At 37.9% G+C, this 17,467-nt stretch carries 10 protein-coding genes and 1 pseudogene (1 of these 11 only partly in view); 6 read left to right on the top strand and 5 right to left on the bottom strand.

The window, feature by feature from the left end:
- Position 1: 1 nt before the first annotated feature.
- Positions 2 to 2,797: an aminomethyl-transferring glycine dehydrogenase gene (gene gcvP, locus QHG57_RS08645; RefSeq protein WP_330167954.1), complete on the top strand. Its 2,796-nt coding sequence runs from the start codon at positions 2 to 4 to the stop codon at positions 2,795 to 2,797.
- Positions 2,798 to 4,412: 1,615 nt separating this feature from the next.
- On the opposite strand, the gene alr is transcribed toward gcvP, so the two are convergent.
- On the bottom strand, positions 4,413 to 5,528 hold the full coding sequence (gene alr, locus QHG57_RS08640) for an alanine racemase (RefSeq protein WP_330167953.1): 1,116 nt from the start codon (positions 5,526 to 5,528) through the stop codon (positions 4,413 to 4,415).
- 1,113 nt (positions 5,529 to 6,641) lie between these two features.
- On the opposite strand from alr, the gene QHG57_RS08635 reads away from it, so the two are divergent.
- Together QHG57_RS08635 and QHG57_RS08630 are read left to right on the top strand one after the other, a co-directional pair.
- Positions 6,642 to 7,469 carry a ferredoxin--NADP reductase gene (locus tag QHG57_RS08635; protein ID WP_330169107.1) on the top strand — a complete coding sequence of 276 codons (828 nt, stop codon included), beginning with the start codon at positions 6,642 to 6,644 and terminating at the stop codon, positions 7,467 to 7,469.
- A gap of 47 nt (positions 7,470 to 7,516) precedes the next feature.
- Positions 7,517 to 7,923 (top strand): annotated as a pseudogene (locus QHG57_RS08630) (ferredoxin reductase domain-containing protein); the annotation flags it as partial.
- Here QHG57_RS08630 and eda read toward each other — a convergent pair.
- Positions 7,896 to 8,561 carry a bifunctional 4-hydroxy-2-oxoglutarate aldolase/2-dehydro-3-deoxy-phosphogluconate aldolase gene (gene eda / locus QHG57_RS08625; RefSeq protein ID WP_330169106.1) on the bottom strand — a complete coding sequence of 222 codons (666 nt, stop codon included), beginning with the start codon at positions 8,559 to 8,561 and terminating at the stop codon, positions 7,896 to 7,898. The pseudogene QHG57_RS08630 and the gene eda overlap by 28 nt on opposite strands.
- 115 nt (positions 8,562 to 8,676) lie before the next feature.
- On the opposite strand from eda, the gene trhO reads away from it, so the two are divergent.
- The 3 genes from trhO (at position 8,677) to QHG57_RS08610 (ending at position 13,089) form a co-directional block, all read left to right on the top strand.
- Positions 8,677 to 9,594 (top strand): oxygen-dependent tRNA uridine(34) hydroxylase TrhO, encoded by a 918-nt coding sequence (trhO, locus tag QHG57_RS08620; RefSeq protein ID WP_330169105.1) that lies wholly within the window; start codon positions 8,677 to 8,679, stop codon positions 9,592 to 9,594.
- A 1,700-nt stretch (positions 9,595 to 11,294) separates the two neighbouring features.
- Entirely contained in the window at positions 11,295 to 12,428 is a 1,134-nt protein-coding gene (locus tag QHG57_RS08615; RefSeq protein ID WP_330167951.1) for a type III PLP-dependent enzyme, read from the top strand.
- A 76-nt stretch (positions 12,429 to 12,504) separates the two neighbouring features.
- Entirely contained in the window at positions 12,505 to 13,089 is a 585-nt protein-coding gene (locus QHG57_RS08610) for a GNAT family N-acetyltransferase (RefSeq protein WP_330167950.1), read from the top strand.
- 1,149 nt (positions 13,090 to 14,238) lie between these two features.
- On the opposite strand, the gene QHG57_RS08605 is transcribed toward QHG57_RS08610, so the two are convergent.
- The 3 genes from QHG57_RS08605 to QHG57_RS08595 form a co-directional block, all read right to left on the bottom strand.
- Positions 14,239 to 15,810 (bottom strand): DHA2 family efflux MFS transporter permease subunit, encoded by a 1,572-nt coding sequence (locus QHG57_RS08605; protein WP_330169104.1) that lies wholly within the window; start codon positions 15,808 to 15,810, stop codon positions 14,239 to 14,241.
- Positions 15,811 to 15,821: 11 nt separating this feature from the next.
- Positions 15,822 to 16,928: an HlyD family secretion protein gene (locus tag QHG57_RS08600; protein ID WP_330169103.1), complete on the bottom strand. Its 1,107-nt coding sequence runs from the start codon at positions 16,926 to 16,928 to the stop codon at positions 15,822 to 15,824.
- A gap of 150 nt (positions 16,929 to 17,078) precedes the next feature.
- Positions 17,079 to 17,467, bottom strand: partial view of a Fur family transcriptional regulator gene (locus tag QHG57_RS08595; RefSeq protein ID WP_330169102.1) — the 3' portion only. Its footprint extends 4 nt past the window's final position; 389 of the gene's 393 nt are visible here — the last part of the coding sequence; the start codon falls outside the window, past its right edge — the gene reads right to left on this strand; its stop codon occupies positions 17,079 to 17,081.

Genomic DNA, 17,467 nt, shown 5'->3' with positions numbered 1-17,467 from the left:
CATGATCGAGCGTTCTTTTTCTTCTCGACATATTGGGCTGCGTCCTGATGAAACACAAAAAATGCTTGATGTTTTAGAGCTTGATTGTGTTGATACACTTATTTCTCAAGCTGTTCCACATTCTATCCATTTGGGACGTTCACTTAATTTGCCAAAGGCTGCGAGTGAAGGACAAGCCTTGGAAGAACTCTCCAAGATGATGGGGCGTAATTGTTTGCACAAAAGTTTTATTGGGCAAGGATATCATGGAACTCATGTGCCCCCGGTTATTTTACGAAATCTGTTTGAAAATCCTGCTTGGTATACTGCTTATACGCCGTATCAAGCAGAAATTAGCCAGGGTCGTTTAGAACTTTTGTTTTATTTTCAGACATTGATTAGTGAACTAACAGGTTTGCCTATTGCTGCTGCTTCACTTCTTGATGAAGCAACTGCTTTAGCTGAAGCCAATGCCCTCGCTTTTCGCTTTTCCCGTGAGAAAAAGACGAAGATTTCTGTTCAGAGTCTTTTACATCCTCAGACTTTAAGTGTTGCGCAAACGCGTGCTGAAACACAAGGCATTCAGATTAGCCAAGAGAGGAAAATTTGTTCTAATACAGCGGCAATTGTTTTATCTTGGCCAGATACAAAAGGTTCTTTTCATGATTATAGTGAGATCATAAAAGAGGCAAAGGAAAAAGGAGCTTTAGTTATCGTTGTGGCTGATCCTTTAGCGCTTACTCTTATGGAGCCACCTGCTCAATGGGGGGCGGATATCGTTGTTGGTTCTATGCAGCGTTATGGCGTTCCGATGGGATTTGGTGGTCCACATGCTGGTTACCTTGCAGTGAGTGATGCGTTAACGCGCCTTATTCCAGGGCGTATTGTTGGTCAATCCGTGGATACGAGAGGGCGTGTTGGTTTTCGTTTAGCTTTGCAAACACGTGAACAACATATTCGGCGCGATAAAGCGACATCAAATATTTGTACAGCTCAGGCTTTATTGGCTAATATGGCAACTGCTTATGCTGTTTGGCATGGGCCGAAAGGTTTACAAGCAATTGCGCAGCGAATTCATCATTTAACATGTCGTTTTGTTGCTGGTTTAAAGGCTGCAGGTGTTTTTTGTGAAGGAGAATCTTTTTTTGATTGTGTAAGCATTGTTGTGAAGGGAAAAGCGAAAGAGATCGCGCATCAAGCTAAAATAAGTGGACGCCTTATTCGTGTTCTCGATGATGACACCATTGCAATTAATTTTGATGAATTGTCAACAGAAGAAGATGCTTGTGCTTTAGCGCAGCTTTTTGGGGCACAATTAGGCGATCAGGTTTCTCCACAGCTCTTTGGCAAAAAGCGGGAGTCTTCCTTTCTTTCCCAGCCTTTTTTTCATGCGGTTCATTCAGAGACAGATATGATGCGTTTTTTGCGTCGTTTAGCGGATAAGGATTTGGCGCTGGATCGTGCTATGATTCCTCTTGGTTCTTGTACAATGAAGCTCAATGCGGCGGCTGAATTGATGCCTGTGAGTTGGGCCAGTATGGCTAATATACATCCCTTTGTTTCACAAGAGGATGCAGCCGGTTATCTGGAGATGATCGATCAGTTAAATGCGTGGTTATGCGAAATTACAGGATTTGCGCAAGTTTCTTTTCAGCCAAATTCTGGTGCTCAAGGTGAATATGCGGGGCTTTTGGCTATCCGACGATATTACCAATCACGGGGAGAACATCAACGTACAGTTTGTCTTATTCCTGCATCTGCGCATGGTACCAATCCAGCTTCGGCGCATATGGCAGGTATGGAAGTCGTTGTGATAAAATGTTTAAGCGATGGCGATGTTGATGTAGACGATCTCAAAATGAAAGCGCAATTGCATAAGGATAAATTGGCCGCTCTCATGATCACCTATCCTTCAACTCATGGTGTTTATGAGGAAAGCATTAAGGAAATTTGTTCTATTATCCACGAAAATGGCGGACAAGTTTATTTTGATGGCGCTAATCTCAATGCACTTGTGGGGCTTGCTCGTCCGGCGGATATTGGAGCGGATGTTTGTCATATGAATCTTCATAAAACATTTGCCATTCCCCACGGGGGGGGTGGTCCTGGTATGGGACCAATTGGAGTTGCAGCGCATCTCAAATCATTCTTACCAGGGCATGAACAGGATAGGACAACATATGCGGTTTCGGCAGCTCCTTATGGAAGTGCGTCTATTCTTGCAATTACATGGATGTATATTCGAATGATGGGGGCTGATGGCTTAAAATATGCAACACAAATAGCCATTTTAAATGCCAATTATATTGCTGCACGTCTTTCACCCGCTTATTCCATTCTTTATCGGGGCAAGCATGGACGTGTTGCTCATGAATGTATTGTGGATACACGTGTGTTGAAAGAGCAGTATGGGGTGAGTGTTGATGATATTGCAAAACGTCTCATTGATTATGGATTCCATGCGCCCACGATGTCGTTCCCTGTTCCGGGAACTTTGATGATTGAGCCAACGGAATCAGAACCAAAAGCAGAAATTGATCGTTTCTGTGATGCTTTACTCTCTATTGCTGAAGAAGCAAAGAGAGTTGCTAGCGGGGTTTGGCCAAAAGACAATAATCCATTGGTGAATGCTCCTCATACAATGGCAGATACTTTAGATGATGCTTGGGCACGACCCTATTCGCGACAAGAAGCTGCTTTTCCCAATAGTTCTCTTGATCCAGCCAATAAATATTGGCCTCCTGTATCGCGTATTGATAATGTTGCGGGAGACAGAATGCTCATTTGTTCATGCCCGCCCTTGGGAAATACCTATTAAATAAAAATATGTATTTACTTTGTTTATTTACATAAACAAAAAAGCCCACACATTTTGTGTGGGTTTTTTACTTATTGATCATGTTATTATGGAGTTATTTGTCTATTTTCTAGAATTTTGCATTGTTTTTTTATAACATGAGAAAAATCGAAAAAAATAAATAAGAAAAGCTATGTTTTGTGGGCAATAGGCATGCTCTCTTTTGCCTCCTACCGTATGACATAGTTTTAGTGACGAGGCGCATCGGTTTAGCTAGCTAATTCACGTAAATGAGAGTGAAACCTACGGGGATAGAGTCCAGTCTGTTGCATGTGTTGTTACATACGACGCTCACTAAGATGATTACGATCGGTTGCAGAAAGAATAAAATCAATTTTAGTGTTTCTGATGATAAAGCCTTGCGAAACTCTGTTGTTGCATTTTTTTAAGTCAAGAATTGTCTAAATATTTCTCTTTAATCTGCTTTTTATAAATATGACGCAAAAATATGTAAGAACACCTGTCAGAATGAGTAAATGCAAAGCCAAATGTATTATGGTTGTTTTTTTACAAGGGTGTCTTATAAGAAGCCAGCACATCTTTCCAATCCATTGCAGGTCAGTTTGTGACTTTACAGTGTTGTTTTCCTAAGGGCGCGTGTGCTTTAGTTATTGCCTGTATCAACATCCAAATTTAACGCAGCGTTATATTTTGAGCCAGAGATTGAGGCAAAAAAAGAGCTTTATGAGTAGTTCCAGCTTTTGTATGCAAGGTGAGGGCGAGGGGATTGCGTGTTTCTGTTGACGTAATCTTTGAAACTAGAAGACAATCTAATTTCAGAGAAATGTAAAGCCGTAAAGGTGAAAATCAATCTTCAGTTTGTCATCTCCTTTTAATTCAGCTTTACGGCTTTCAAAAGCATCTAAAGCAATGTTTTTTTATAATGGGGGTTATACATTGCCCCATGCTTTTATTTATTGTGTTCTTTAATGGGGCACGCCCCTCATGTAAAACGGAACGCTCCGAAAAGGACATACTTTTGTTGTTAATTCACGTGTTTGTTTTAAAGAGACATTTTGCGACGGTGTTTGTGAATGGACCCACGATAAATCTATTGAAAGCACCTATTTTTACGCTTCAAAAGGAGCAAGACGGCATTATCAAACACTTAGCAGGTGTCTAATGGTATATAAGCTCTTGGCACTTAAGATGGTTCATAAGGGGTCCTATTTCTTATCTTAAATCATTTTTATCTACACATAGTCCAGCTTGTGGTATGCAAGCGAATGATTTTGATTGCTTCACTATGAACAAAGCTGAAAATTAGAAAAACTTACAAGATTGGCTGTCTTATTCTATATGGAGAGAACAGATATTTTGACTTAATTGGGCAATTAATTTTAAAAACTTGGCAATAGATTCTTTTTTGTTAATTTATGCGAGAAAGGTTCAGTTTTTGTATTTTGAGAGAAAGCTGCTTCCATAAAACAGTCCATCAACGTGCCTATTTTGGGATTTCCATAAATGTGCGGTGTCTATGAGCATTCTATGTGATTGATTGTTGTAAAATCTTTCGTAAAAGCCCCTCAATTTTCTAAAATGATGATTTTTATCAATTTATTTCTTTAAAGAGTTTTTATGTGTAAATGTATTTATAGCGGGAGCCAAGAGATGTTAGAATTTCATTGGGAAGGGTATCGGCATCTATAGATACTTTTTCAAGTGTTTGATGGGGTCCAATGAGTTCTACCCATTCACCTGTTTGAGGTTTTTGATCAAGATCGGTTGTATCTACAATAATGGAATCCATAGAAACCCGCCCAACCATGGGAAGCTTGTGCCCGCTGAAATAAACTGTTCCTTTATTCGAAAGAGCACGAAGCCAGCCGTCAGCGTAGCCTATAGAAATAGTTGCAAGAGTGCTTGGTCTGTTGGTTATAAAGCTTTCTCCATAACCAACAGGTGTGCCTCTATCAACAACGCGGTTTTGAATGACTTGGGCTTCAAGTTTTAAAACAGGTTTCAGAAGTGATGGGTGTTTTCCTGAAGGGTCGATTCCGTAAAGTGCAATACCGGGACGAACAAGATCAAAATAAAAGTCGTTTCCAAGAAAAATACCTCCAGAATTAGCAAAGGAAACTTTGCAAGCAGGCAATTGCGCAAGGATAGTTTTAAAAGTAGCCAATTGTGTATAATTGGATGAATGTGTTTTGTCTTCTCCATTCGCGAGGTGACTGAGAATATATTTTATTTCTGCTTTTTCAAAAATTGTAGGATGTTTGATGAGTTTTTGTAATTCTTTTTGATCAAGTCCTAATCGGTTCATATGGGTATCGATTTGAACAATTGCTGGAAATTTTTTATCTTTTTTTTGACAAATTTTTTGCCAATTTTCAATGGCATTCCAAGAGTTTAGAACAGGAACAATACCAGATTGTGCGACAAACTCTTCTGCTAAGTGTGGAAGTCCATTCAGAAGAGCAACCGTGACATTCGATGGTAAAATGTTTTTTAATTGGAGTGCTTCTATAATTTGGGCGACAAAAAAAGTGCGACAACCAGCTTGATAAAGGGCAGGAGCAATTTTGTGAGCTCCTAATCCATAGGCATTTGCCTTTACAACTGCTGAACATTGTGTTGGAGCTACACGTTTGGCTAAAGTGATATAATTGCCAACAATGGCACTGACATCGATGGTTGCTACAGCTGCATAGAGCGATGCATTTATTTCATCATTAACGGATTTTTTCATTTTAAAAGCTTATCTGGGTTCGTGAAATATAGGGTTTTTTGGTTATTTCATTGAGGTTCTTTATGATATAGGGAAAGAGGTTTTTTTGCTATGGTCAAAATTATAAAGAGCTTATACTGAATTATGTACCATTAAAGTCATTTTTTATGTAAAATGGTACTCTGGATATAAGAGATATTTTAGTTTTATTTGTGTTGTTATCAACACGGCGTTTTCTAATAATTTGTGAAACATAGACTTCTGTTTTTTACTTATTTTCTCTAGTTGAGGTATATAAAAAAATAAAACATGGTTTATTGTATTGTATCATTTTGAAGAGTGCAATGTTAGGTTGTTGTTGCTGGTGCGATTGTTTTAATTAAACATTGCATTGGCTACTTATTCAGAGAAGGTAAAATGATTAAATTAATCACTCTAAATCAATGTATTACGATTTTTCTACCATGAGGAAAAGATCACTCATCTGTGCAATTCTGGATGTTGTCTCATGCATTTAAAGTTACTTTTGTTAAATGGGAAACAGTGTGTAACCACTTTCTGATACATTAAAAGCTGTTGATTTAGAAAATCTGTTGATTTGGATATTATTTGTTTTCAAGATGGATTGGGTATTCAATATTTACTTTCTTTCGTTTGATTGGTTTTAAGTGAAAACAGTTTTATCGCTCATAGAGTCCGTTAGACTCAATTATTTATGGATATTTATGAAAAGAGTAGCGTAAAAAAGGTCAGTAAGGAAAAAAATGGATGTCATGCTGGGAATCTTGTTGAAGGTTCGTGCGGTTATTGTTTAATCAACAAAAGCTTTATCTCTTATTTTAAGGCTTTTGGGTCATAAGTTTTGTAAAGCGAGAGAGTGTTATAGCGTTACAATAGAAAAATATGCATTATGTGTGAAAGGGGAAAAGAGTACTGTGATTGTTTAATACTCAATGTTTTTGTTTTTCTTTGAATGGGATTTGTATTCGCATTTTCCTCATTCGATTGGTTCTGACATAAAAGTGTTAATCTTGAGATTTTTGTTTTAAGAAAATTATTGGCAGATGGTTATGCAAGTACTATATCACATCAAGGATTATAAATTTAACGTTCAATAAAGATATGGGGAAAAGTATGAATATGTCTGCGACCAATGTTCCGTCAAACATCAGTAGCGTTGCAGATTTTCCGATTCCTGAGAATGTGTTTGCCCTTACTGTCCAAGAGGTTTGTCACTATACAGATCGGTTATTTAAATTCCGCTTGAATCGTCCGGACAGTTTTCGTTTTCGTTCAGGTGAGTTTGTTATGATTGGTTTGCCAAATGCAGAAAAGCCAATTTATCGGGCTTATTCGATTGCAAGCCCCTTTTGGGATGAACAGCTTGAGTTTTTTTCGATAAAAATTCCAGGGGGACCTTTAACGGAGCATCTGCAAAAAATTAAAATTGGTGATACAGTTCTTATGCGTAAAAAATCTACAGGAACGCTGGTTCTTGATGCTCTTATTCCTGGAAAACGTCTTTATCTTCTTTCAACTGGGACGGGGGTTGCTCCTTTTGCAAGCCTTATTCGTGATCCTGACACTTATGAAAAATTTTCAGAAGTTGTTCTTATTCAAACAACGCGTGAGAAAAATGAGTTAATTTATGCAAAAGATCTTGTTTCCTCTTTGCAACAAGATCCTCTCATTGGAGAGTATGCACAACAGTTGAAATTTTATCCTATGACCACTCGTGAACCTTCTGAACATATGGGGCGTATTACGACGGTTATGGAGAGTGGGTGCTTTTTTGAAACAACTGGACTTCCTAAAATTCATCCTGATGAAGATCGGGTGATGATTTGTGGTTCCATGGCAATGTTAAAAGATTATGCAAGGATGTGTGAAAGTTTTGGTCTTGTTGAAGGGGCCAATAATGCTCCTGCTACTTATGTTGTAGAGCGTGCTTTTGTGGAGTAATGAGTGGGGAAGTTGATGCTTTATCTTCTTTCAAACCGGTATGGGGGCCTTTTGCAAGCCTTATTCGTGATCCTGACACTTATGAAAAATTTTCAGAAGTTGTTCTTATTCAAACAACGCGTGAGAAAAATGAGTTAATTTATGCAAAAGATCTTGTTTCCTCTTTGCAACAAGATCCTCTCATTGGAGAGTATGCACAACAGTTGAAATTTTATCCTATGACCACTCGTGAACCTTCTGAACATATGGGGCGTATTACGACGGTTATGGAGAGTGGGTGCTTTTTTGAAACAACTGGACTTCCTAAAATTCATCCTGATGAAGATCGGGTGATGATTTGTGGTTCCATGGCAATGTTAAAAGATTATGCAAGGATGTGTGAAAGTTTTGGTCTTGTTGAAGGGGCTGATGTTCTTGTACCTTACATTATATTGTGGAGTGCGCTTTTTTCGAGAGAGAGGGAAGTTGTGATGCAGTGTATGCTAATGCAGTAATCGAATCCCAATCACTTATTGCAATGAGTTGTTGCGGTGCTATCCAAGAACCGCCAACGCAGAAGACGTTAGGCAGTTGGAGCCATTGTGTTGCACTTTTTTGTGTAATACCGCCTGTTGGGCAAAATCGGATATCTGAGAAGGGAGATGCTAAAGCTTTGATGAAGGAAATACCGCCAGCAGCTTCAGCAGGGAAAAACTTAAGATATGAATAGCCTTTGTTTAATGCTTGCATGAGTTCACTTGGGGTCATGGCAGCGGGAAGAAGGGGAATTTCACTATTTTTTGCACAATTGATTAATTCATTGGATAATCCGGGGCTTACAATAAATTTTGCTCCAGCTTGTTCGGCTTGTTCATAATGTATCGTGTTGAGAATTGTTCCAGCTCCAACAATTGCTTCAGGAACTTCTTGTGTAATTTTCTGAATTGCTTTGAGGGCATTTGGTGTTCGCAAGGTGATCTCAATTGTTTTTAATCCGCCTTTGACAAGAGCGCGTGTTAAGGGTACAGCACTTTGTAAATTGTCAATGAGCAAAACAGGTATAACAGTTTGTCCTTGGAGATATAATGAAAGCTTTTCTCTTTTTTGGCACATAATATTTTTTCTTCTTGGAGATGATATTATTTGTATCGTTTGATTAAGCACAATATGTTAAAGAGTACATGAATAAATCTTGAAATTGAATGAAACGCGCGTTATGGCAAAACACATGGAAAAGAATTTTAAAGTTGCTGCACTTTATTGCTTTGCAGATTTGAAACATTATCGTCAATTACAAAAACCTTTGCAGGATTTATGTCAAGCAGAGGATATCAAAGGCACCCTGCTTTTAGCGCAAGAGGGAATTAATGGAACCGTTGCTGGTTCTTGTGCTGCGATTGAGGCGTTGGTGGACTTTATTACGGCTGAGCCAGCGTTTCAAACGCCGGAGATTAAATATTCATGGGCATCAAAGATGCCTTTTCATCGTATGAAAGTGCGGTTGAAAAAAGAGATTGTGACAATGGGGGTTGAAGGTGTTGACCCGCTAAAAGTTGTTGGTACTTATGTGGAGCCTGAAGATTGGAATGCTCTTATTCAAGATGAAGAAACAATTTTGATCGATACGCGTAATGATTATGAATATGCGATTGGGAGTTTTCAAGGAGCGATTGATCCGCAAATTAAAACATTTCGCGAATTTCCTGAATGGGTGCGTCAACACGAAGCTGATTTAAAGAAGAAAAAGAAAATTGCTATGTTTTGTACAGGCGGTATTCGGTGTGAAAAATCAACAGCTTATGTTCGTGAACTTGGTTATGAGCAAGTGTACCATCTAAAAGGAGGGATCCTAAAATATTTAGAAAAAATTCCAAAAGAGGAAAGTTTATGGTGGGGTGAGTGTTTTGTTTTTGATGAGCGTGTTTCTGTTCAACATGGCCTTGAAGAATGTGGACGCGAATTATGTCGCGCATGTCGTTCTCCTCTTAATGCTGAAAGCAAATTATCGCCTCATTATGAGGAAGGTGTTTCCTGTGATGCTTGTTATAACACGCGGAGTGAAGCCGATAGAGAGCGTTTTCGTGAGCGCCATAGGCAGTTTCAACTGTTGAAGTTGCGTGCAATTGATTCTCATCAAGGGATATAAGGATATCGCAGTGTAGGGCTTTAAATTTTAGCGTTTTTCTCTTAAATTTAAGAGAAAAAAGTTTTTTATATTGGTAGAAAAATATTTTAAAAGACCGGATATTATTCGGTCTTTTTGTCTATGTTAAATTATTTGATGTATAAATCATTATAAATCGTTTGCTCTCCTTACATTTTATAGGATTGAGTTTTTAAATACTTTTCATTTTAAAATAGAAACTCTCTTCACCAACAGCGCAGGGGGAGGGAGGTTTATAGTTTAAGAGAAAAGCGTATGAATAAGATGTGATTAATAAGAGGAGGTGGAAAGGCAGTTGCTAGGTGGGAAAAATAAAATGATAATAGGAGTTTATGATTTCATAATTTAATATAATACATTAATTTATAATGATAATTTATTTTGATTTGAATAAAAGAGTTAAATATTGTGAACTTTATTGCTTACAGATTAGATGAGAATAAATCACGTAAATCTCATTCACTTGTACGTTTCAAATGGGAGCAACCTATGGACAAAAATCATTTTAGATAAAGTGTTATGAAACATTTCAATGTAGGAGTTTCTGCAATATTGGGAGTTGGCAGATAGGATGGGGGCGTTGGTTTGTAATTTCATAAGTATAAAGAGGGTGAGATTTAGTTAATCTGTACCATACAAGCTATATTATAAGGGGAACTTTTCATGATATTTTGCTTAAGCGATGCTGTGAGATGGATGTGGAAGCAGGGATACTTTTTAGAATATAAATGAGAAAGATAATGGTATTTGTTGGGGGAAGGATATCGTTATCTTTAAAGATGATGGTGCTTCAGTCGTGTTACTATCCCTAGTTTTCAATGTTGGTCATCTTTGCATTTGAGAGGATATATAAGAGGTCCTCCTTTTTTCAATTGTTTTTTATTTGTGATGCGCAAAAGAATGATTTTTATTGATTCATTGTAAGAGGGTTGAAATAAGAGAATTTTATGATGGGATTTTTGTTTAAGGGCACAATAATAAATTATCATTATAAATTAATGTGTTGAGTAATTTATTTTGCGTTATTTTCTGCTGCGGATATTATGAGATAGAATAGGGCAAAAAACGAAGGGCTTTAAAAGTAAGACAGTGATTTATGTTGCTCGGATAATGTAAGGGCTGTGACCTCATGAAAGCGGATGGATGGCTTTGTCTGTGGAGGAGAGTGTTGTTTTTTTGCACCATTTTATCTTTAAGAATTAAAAAATGTTTAAAATTAAAAAAATGATTGAAATGAGAAAGAATTCGTTTTATAGGATGCCTTGCCCAAAGTCGCACGTGCCTGTGGGTGTCCGCTGGTTCTCAAATGGTGAGATTAACCGGTACGGTACCTGGAACTAACCGCTCCAGTCATTCTTACAGCCAATTGCAAGAATGAGGACATCTTGAAGCAACGACGGTGCGGGCCTTTCTGGTGTCTTCCAGTTTTTTAATGCTGGGATAACTATAGAGGCACACCTCATTGCCTTCAGTGCGGAAGTGGTTTTCTCAACTCCAATCAAAAAGGCAGATAAAATAGAATAACGCGGTTTCGCGCTGTTCTTTCGCTGCATGCAATGATAATTTCTGGTTTTTTGTAATCAGAATGGGGATGGTTGTTGTGTGTTTTTTGTCCTTTAGCTTTGGTAGCTTTGGCTGTCCAAGCATAGAGTGGGGGAGCTTTCCCTCAAGGAGAATTGCAGATGGCAACGCAACGTATTCGCGATTTTCTTGCAACACATCGTTCTGAAGGTCCATGCTTAATTGTTGACCTTGATGTTGTTCGTGACAACTATTTAAATTTTGAAAAAGCTCTGCCACAGTCTCGTATTTTTTACGCAATAAAGGCAAATCCAGCACCTGAAATCTTGCATTTGCTGAGTTCTTTAGGATCTTCTTTTGATGCGGCTTCTGTTGCAGAAATTGAAATGGCTTTAAAAGCAGGAGCAACCTCAGAGCGTATTTCTTTTGGGAATACGATAAAAAAAGAGCGTGATATTGCACGAGCATATGCATTGGGAGTTTCACTTTATGCAGTTGATTGTGTTGAAGAGGTGGAAAAAATTGCGCGTGTTGCTCCAGGAGCACGTGTTTTTTGCCGTGTTCTTACTGATGGAAGGGGGGCAGAGTGGCCATTGTCACGCAAATTCGGTTGTGTCCCAGCTATGGCGGTTGATATTCTAAGACGAGCACACCAATTGGGTTTGCAAGCCTATGGTGTTTCTTTTCATGTTGGGTCTCAGCAGGTTGATCTAAGTGCGTGGGATCGTGCTTTATCGGATGCTGCTACAGTCTTTAAGCGTTTGGAACAAGAAGGCATTTCACTGAGGTTGGTGAATATGGGGGGCGGTTTTCCAACGCGTTATTTGAAAGATGTCCCTACAGAACAAGCTTATGGTACAGCAGTTTTTGATTCATTGAAAAAGCATTTTGGTAATCGTATCCCTGAGACGATTATTGAGCCTGGGCGTGCGATGGTTGGCAATGCTGGTGTTATTCGTACAGAAGTTGTTCTGATATCTAAAAAAGCTGATAATGATAATGTACGATGGGTTTATCTTGATATTGGGAAATTTAATGGTCTTGCTGAGACTATGGATGAAGCCATTCGTTACCCTATTGAGACACCTCACGATGATAAGGTTATGGAGCCTTGTATTTTGGCTGGACCAACGTGTGATTCGGCAGATGTTCTCTATGAAAAAACACCTTATCCGCTTCCTCTATCTCTAACGATAGGAGATGAAATATTGATTCATGGAACGGGTGCTTACACAACAACTTACGCATCGGTTGCTTTTAATGGTTTTGAGCCTTTACGATCATATGTAATCTGAGGTTTCCTTTTAACTATAGGTTTTTTTAGACTTTTTGCTATGCTCGTCATAGCTCTATAAGAGGGCGGTCATTGAGATGAACATGATGAATTTTCAAACAAAAGATGGGACATGTTTTACACTGTTATTGGAGCAAGAAGCAGATAAGCCTTATCGAGAAGTTTTACTTGATTCAACGATGGGGTATGGACGTAAACGTAAATCATCAGAGGCTTTACGTCGTGGTCGATTAGCAGCTCAAGGGCTCTCTTTTGTGGTTAAAAATGCGCTTGGAGATCTTGTGGGAAGTGTCCGTCTTTGGCATGTTTCTTTTTCTAAAGGAAAAAATAAAACACAACATGCTTTACTTTTGGGCCCCTTGGCTGTTGCATCTGAATGTGCTGGTAGGGGAATAGGATCAATTTTAGTCCGACATGCAATTGAAGCAGCAAAAAAGTTGGGATATGGCGCCATTTTGCTGGTAGGGGATTTTGAATTTTATCAACGTTTTGGCTTTTCAAATAGTTTAACAGAAAATTTGGCAATGCCTGGTCCTTATGAAAAACATCGCTTTCAAGCGTTGGAACTGATACCACATTATCTTTCTGGGTGTTATGGCACTTTAGCTCCTAGTGGAGAACGAGAAGTGTCAAGTCGTTTTCAGCATCATAAAGTGGCTTAAAGATAGTGTTTATTTTGTTGTTCAACAGTTGGCATTGAGGAGAGCATACTGTTTTGACGAGTACCAAAGTATTTAGCGGTACAAAGTTTTTGGGGAGTTGTAGTGCGATTTTATTATATGGCTTTTTCTTTATGTGGCTAGTTTCTTATTTTTGATAATTTCAGTTAAGTGAGTAGGAATATATTTTAAGCTCATTTTTTGAAATAGCGTCCTATTTTATAATATTAAAGGAACCGGATTTTTGAGTGATCTTGTATTTTTTTAAAGCCGGTATCATCATACAGTTTTTAATATCGTTGGTAGATCTTGCATCGAAACGGTGGGTATTTTACTTTTTTCTTAAACAATTTTTATCTCTTTGTATTTTATATGCAAGAGAACGGTTTTGATTGATTCAAGAGAGAGAAATTTTGTACAATTTTAGCACTTGTTGAAAGAGAAGGGGCTTAAGAAAAATATGCAGCAGTAGAATCAAAATTGTAAGTATCAGCTTTTTTTAAAGAGTGTAAAAAATTAAATTACAATTTAAAAGCAGCTTTTTTGAAAAAAATATATCATTACTCTTTTGCTATAAAGGTAAATCGTTTTGCAATTGGTATGAGAGTATCGAATACAAAATGATTTTCTCATGTAAAATTTTGTATTCAGAATCAAAAAACGTTATCCTACACATTATAAGGGAAATAATAAGGGAAATAGGTGCGTGAATAAAAATCACAAGAATCATTAATCTGTTATGAATATTCGTGTGAGAATCAAAAGAGTGAAGGGCAAAGAATCTTACAGGATAGTTTTTTGAGGATAGTAGCGTAAAAAGGGGGGAAGTAGATGAGAGATTTAGTGACAGGCGCAAATATTGTTTGAATGTTTTTTGCCTTATGGTGATAAATCAAAAATCTTATAGAAATAGCTGCTTTATCTTGGTGTGGAGCACTTTAGATAAGCTCTTTGTTTGTTATCATCTGAAACAATTCTTGTATGCGAGAAGTTATTTTTAAGTGTGTAAAGAGTCCGCATTGAAAAGAATTTTTATCAGAAGAAACATTTAGAATCACATGTTGATTTACACTGTCTCTTGAGAAGAGATAAAGTGCATAGGAAGCGAGGAAAGTGATAAAGATAAAAAATATTTTTCAATTTTAATTAAGTTTAGTGACTTGGTGGTGAATCCATGAGAGGTGGTATTTTTTTAAGAAAAATGGTCATAAATGTCAACGTACTAAAGATAATGGTTATGATAAAGAAAATATCACTAAAAGCCATAATCGTTGCTTGTATGTGTACCGTACCAAACAATTGAGAAAGAGCAAGAGTATACGAATCAAAGGTTTCTGTTTTGAAAAGTAAAGTAAGCTTTGAAAGCATTTCAGTTGCTTGTCTGTTTTCGTGGTTAAGCGTTTCGGCTATTCGTTCATAATGGAAGTCTGTGCGTTTTGTTATGAGAGTGCTGATAATGGCAAGCCCTACAGCACCACCTAGATTTCGTGTGAGATTAAAGAGTCCAGAAGCATTTTGCATCCGTTCTGGCGGGAGTGTTCCCAAAGCAATGTTATTAACAGGAACCATACATAGCATCACAGAAGCACCACGGAAAACTTGCGGCCAAAAGAGCTGCCAAAAATCCCAGTTATCTGTGATAGAGCTCGCCATCCAAGTGCTTATTGCAAAACCAAAAAGTCCTATTGCCATCATTAAACGCGCATCCATTCGTGCTGAAAGAAATCCAGCAAGCGGAGCAGTTAATAACATGACGAATCCTGAAAGAAACAATGTTTTTCCAATCATGAGGGCATCGTAATGGCGGATTTGGCTTAAATAGACAGGATAAAGGTATGTGAGTCCATAAAGACCTATTCCCAGTGCAAAGGAAAAAATGGATGCAGCAGAAAAATTGAAATTAGAAAAAGTAGAGAGATCTACAATGGGTTCTTTTGCTGTAAAAGCACGCCAGAAGAATAAGGATGCAGCAAGAATCATGATAATGAACAAATCTCGAATCAGCCTATCACTCAGCCAATTATGACGTGCTCCTTCTTCTAGAATATACTCTAAAGTTCCCAAGAAAGTAGCCATAGAAAAGAGGCCTAACCAATCAAATTTCTTCATTAAAGAGGGATTAGCTTTATCAAAATCAATTAATTTCCAAGCGAGAATTGAAATGATAATTCCGCAGGGTACATTGATGAGAAAAAGCCAATGCCATGATGAGAGATGACAAATATAGCCTCCCACGGTTGGACCAATGGTGGGGGCCAATGTTGCGACCAGTCCGACGATAGGTGTAATAATAGGGCGTTTAGAAGGAGGAAAAAGGACATAAGAGGCAACAAAAACACTAGGGATAATTCCACCACCAATAAAACCTTGTAGCGCACGGTAGATAATCATCTCTCCAATAGACGTTGCCGTTGCACAAAGAATAGAAGTAATCGTAAAACCGATAGCTGATAAGGTGAAGAAAACACGTGTTGAAAGCAATCGTCCTAAAAATCCAGAAAGCGGTAACATGATGACTTCAGCGATGAGATAGGAAGTTTGAACCCATGAAATTTCTTCAGAGCTTGCTGCAAGACCCGCTTGAATTTCAGCTAAAGAGGAGGAGACAATTTGGATATCTAAGATTGCCATAAACATGCCAAAAGACATAGCAATGAAAACCACAATTTTGTGCATTCCTATGGGTTCTTGAGATTGTATGAGCTCTGGTATGGAAGATGTCATAGTAAGATCTTCTACTTTTTTGTTATTAAGAAACTTTTATCTTGTGGCTTTGTACGTGTATCAATTTTCACTGAAACACTCATTCCTGCTCGGATATGTCCGGTTTTTAAGACTTCTTCTGGAATAGAAATACGTACGGGAATGCGCTGGATAATCTTGGTAAAGTTACCGGTAGCATTTTGTGGAGGCAAAAGAGAAAAAACAGCGCCTGTTGCAGGCGAAATAGACAGCACTTTTCCTGTAAAAAACTCCTTTTCGAAGGCATCAACAGTAATATAAGCTTTTTGTCCTGCGTGAATATTTTGCAACTGTGTTTCTTTGTAGTTTGCTTCAATATACAGTGCATGTATGGGGACTAACGCCGCAAGACGTTGGCCATTTACAACAAAATCTCCCGTTTTTGCTGTTAAATTTCCTATAACTCCATCAAATGGCGCTCGTATAATGGTCGAATCAAGATCACGTTGTGCTTTTTCACGCGAGAGTTCTAAATTCTTTGTTTGGCTTTCTATTTCATTTCGTTGCGCTTCTAGTACTCGGATATTTGCACGTGCTGCAGCTATTTGTGCATCCGCTCTGTTAACATTTGCAATGGCTTGTTCGTAAGCTGATTTGGCATCATCAACATTGGATTGAGGAGCATAACGATTTTTTTTCAGTTCTGTTATACGTTTTAAGGTGAGTTGTGCATTGGTTGCTATGGCTGAAGCGGCTGCTTTTTGTGCTTTTGCTTCATCTAAAGAACTATGAGCGGCTGTGATTTGTGCATTAATGCGTAGAAGTGTTTTTTTTTGTGTGTTAAGATGTGCTTCTGTTTGATCCAAGGCTATTTGATAATCACCATTGTCTAGGTAAAATAAAATATCGTCCTTTTTTACAACTTGGTTGGCTTTAATGGCGATTTTTTCAATATACCCATTTAATTTAGTCGCAATAGCTGCTATATCTCCTTGCACGTAGGCATCTTCAGTGGAGAGCATATAACGCCATTGCGTTATATACTTATAGCTAAGCCAAAGCACAAAAAGTGTAAAGACAACAAGAAGAGCCTTGATTACTTTCTTTTGTTGCGTTTTATTGAAATTTTTGGTTGAAAAAGTTGTCTCAGCTACGGACATGATTTTATCTTTCAATATTTATATTCCAATGAGTATAATAAACCCGACTAAGATCGGATGATATACATGCAAGGACGATAAGAGCTTTTCAAACAATAAGGTAATTTCCGAAACATAATGCTAAATATATGAACTTGCAAGTTCAAGGTCCTATTTTGTTGCGCATTTTTTACAAAGACCTCGTACTTCTAAGGTGCTTTTGTGGGCTTGGAAGTCAACAGCTTGAACCATCTGTTTTAAACTCGATACAATCGTTTGATTTTGTATTTCATTGACTGTGCCACAGTTTTCGCAAATTATAAACGTTGTAAGTTCATGTTGACAGTTTTCAGGGTGTAAACAGACCATAAAGGCATTTACACTTTCAAGACGATGAATACACTTTAACTGTACGAGTTTTTCTAACGCACGATAAACTTGGAGAGGTGCACGAAAACCCTCTTCGCGTAAGTGATTGAGAATCGCATAAGCACTTAAAGGCCCTTTTGCATTTTTTAAAGTGTTTAAAACCAATGTTTGGTTACGCGTCAGTTTGGATG

It is taken from the genome of Bartonella grahamii subsp. shimonis (assembly GCF_036327415.1).
GTDB classification, from domain to species: domain Bacteria; phylum Pseudomonadota; class Alphaproteobacteria; order Rhizobiales; family Rhizobiaceae; genus Bartonella; species Bartonella shimonis.
The sequence above is the reverse complement of the archived record's forward strand: the minus strand, read 5'-3'. Positions and strand labels throughout refer to the sequence as shown.

Excerpts from the sequence above, each read along its gene's own strand:
- gcvP (WP_330167954.1), top strand. The coding sequence starts at position 2 with ATGATCGAGCGTTCTTTTTCTTCTCGACATATTGGGCTGCGTCCTGAT.
- alr (WP_330167953.1), bottom strand. The coding sequence starts at position 5,528 with ATGAAAAAATCCGTTAATGATGAAATAAATGCATCGCTCTATGCAGCT.
- QHG57_RS08635 (WP_330169107.1), top strand. The coding sequence starts at position 6,642 with ATGAATATGTCTGCGACCAATGTTCCGTCAAACATCAGTAGCGTTGCA.
- eda (WP_330169106.1), bottom strand. The coding sequence starts at position 8,561 with ATGTGCCAAAAAAGAGAAAAGCTTTCATTATATCTCCAAGGACAAACT.
- trhO (WP_330169105.1), top strand. The coding sequence starts at position 8,677 with ATGGAAAAGAATTTTAAAGTTGCTGCACTTTATTGCTTTGCAGATTTG.
- QHG57_RS08615 (WP_330167951.1), top strand. The coding sequence starts at position 11,295 with ATGGCAACGCAACGTATTCGCGATTTTCTTGCAACACATCGTTCTGAA.
- QHG57_RS08610 (WP_330167950.1), top strand. The coding sequence starts at position 12,505 with ATGAACATGATGAATTTTCAAACAAAAGATGGGACATGTTTTACACTG.
- QHG57_RS08605 (WP_330169104.1), bottom strand. The coding sequence starts at position 15,810 with ATGACATCTTCCATACCAGAGCTCATACAATCTCAAGAACCCATAGGA.
- QHG57_RS08600 (WP_330169103.1), bottom strand. The coding sequence starts at position 16,928 with ATGTCCGTAGCTGAGACAACTTTTTCAACCAAAAATTTCAATAAAACG.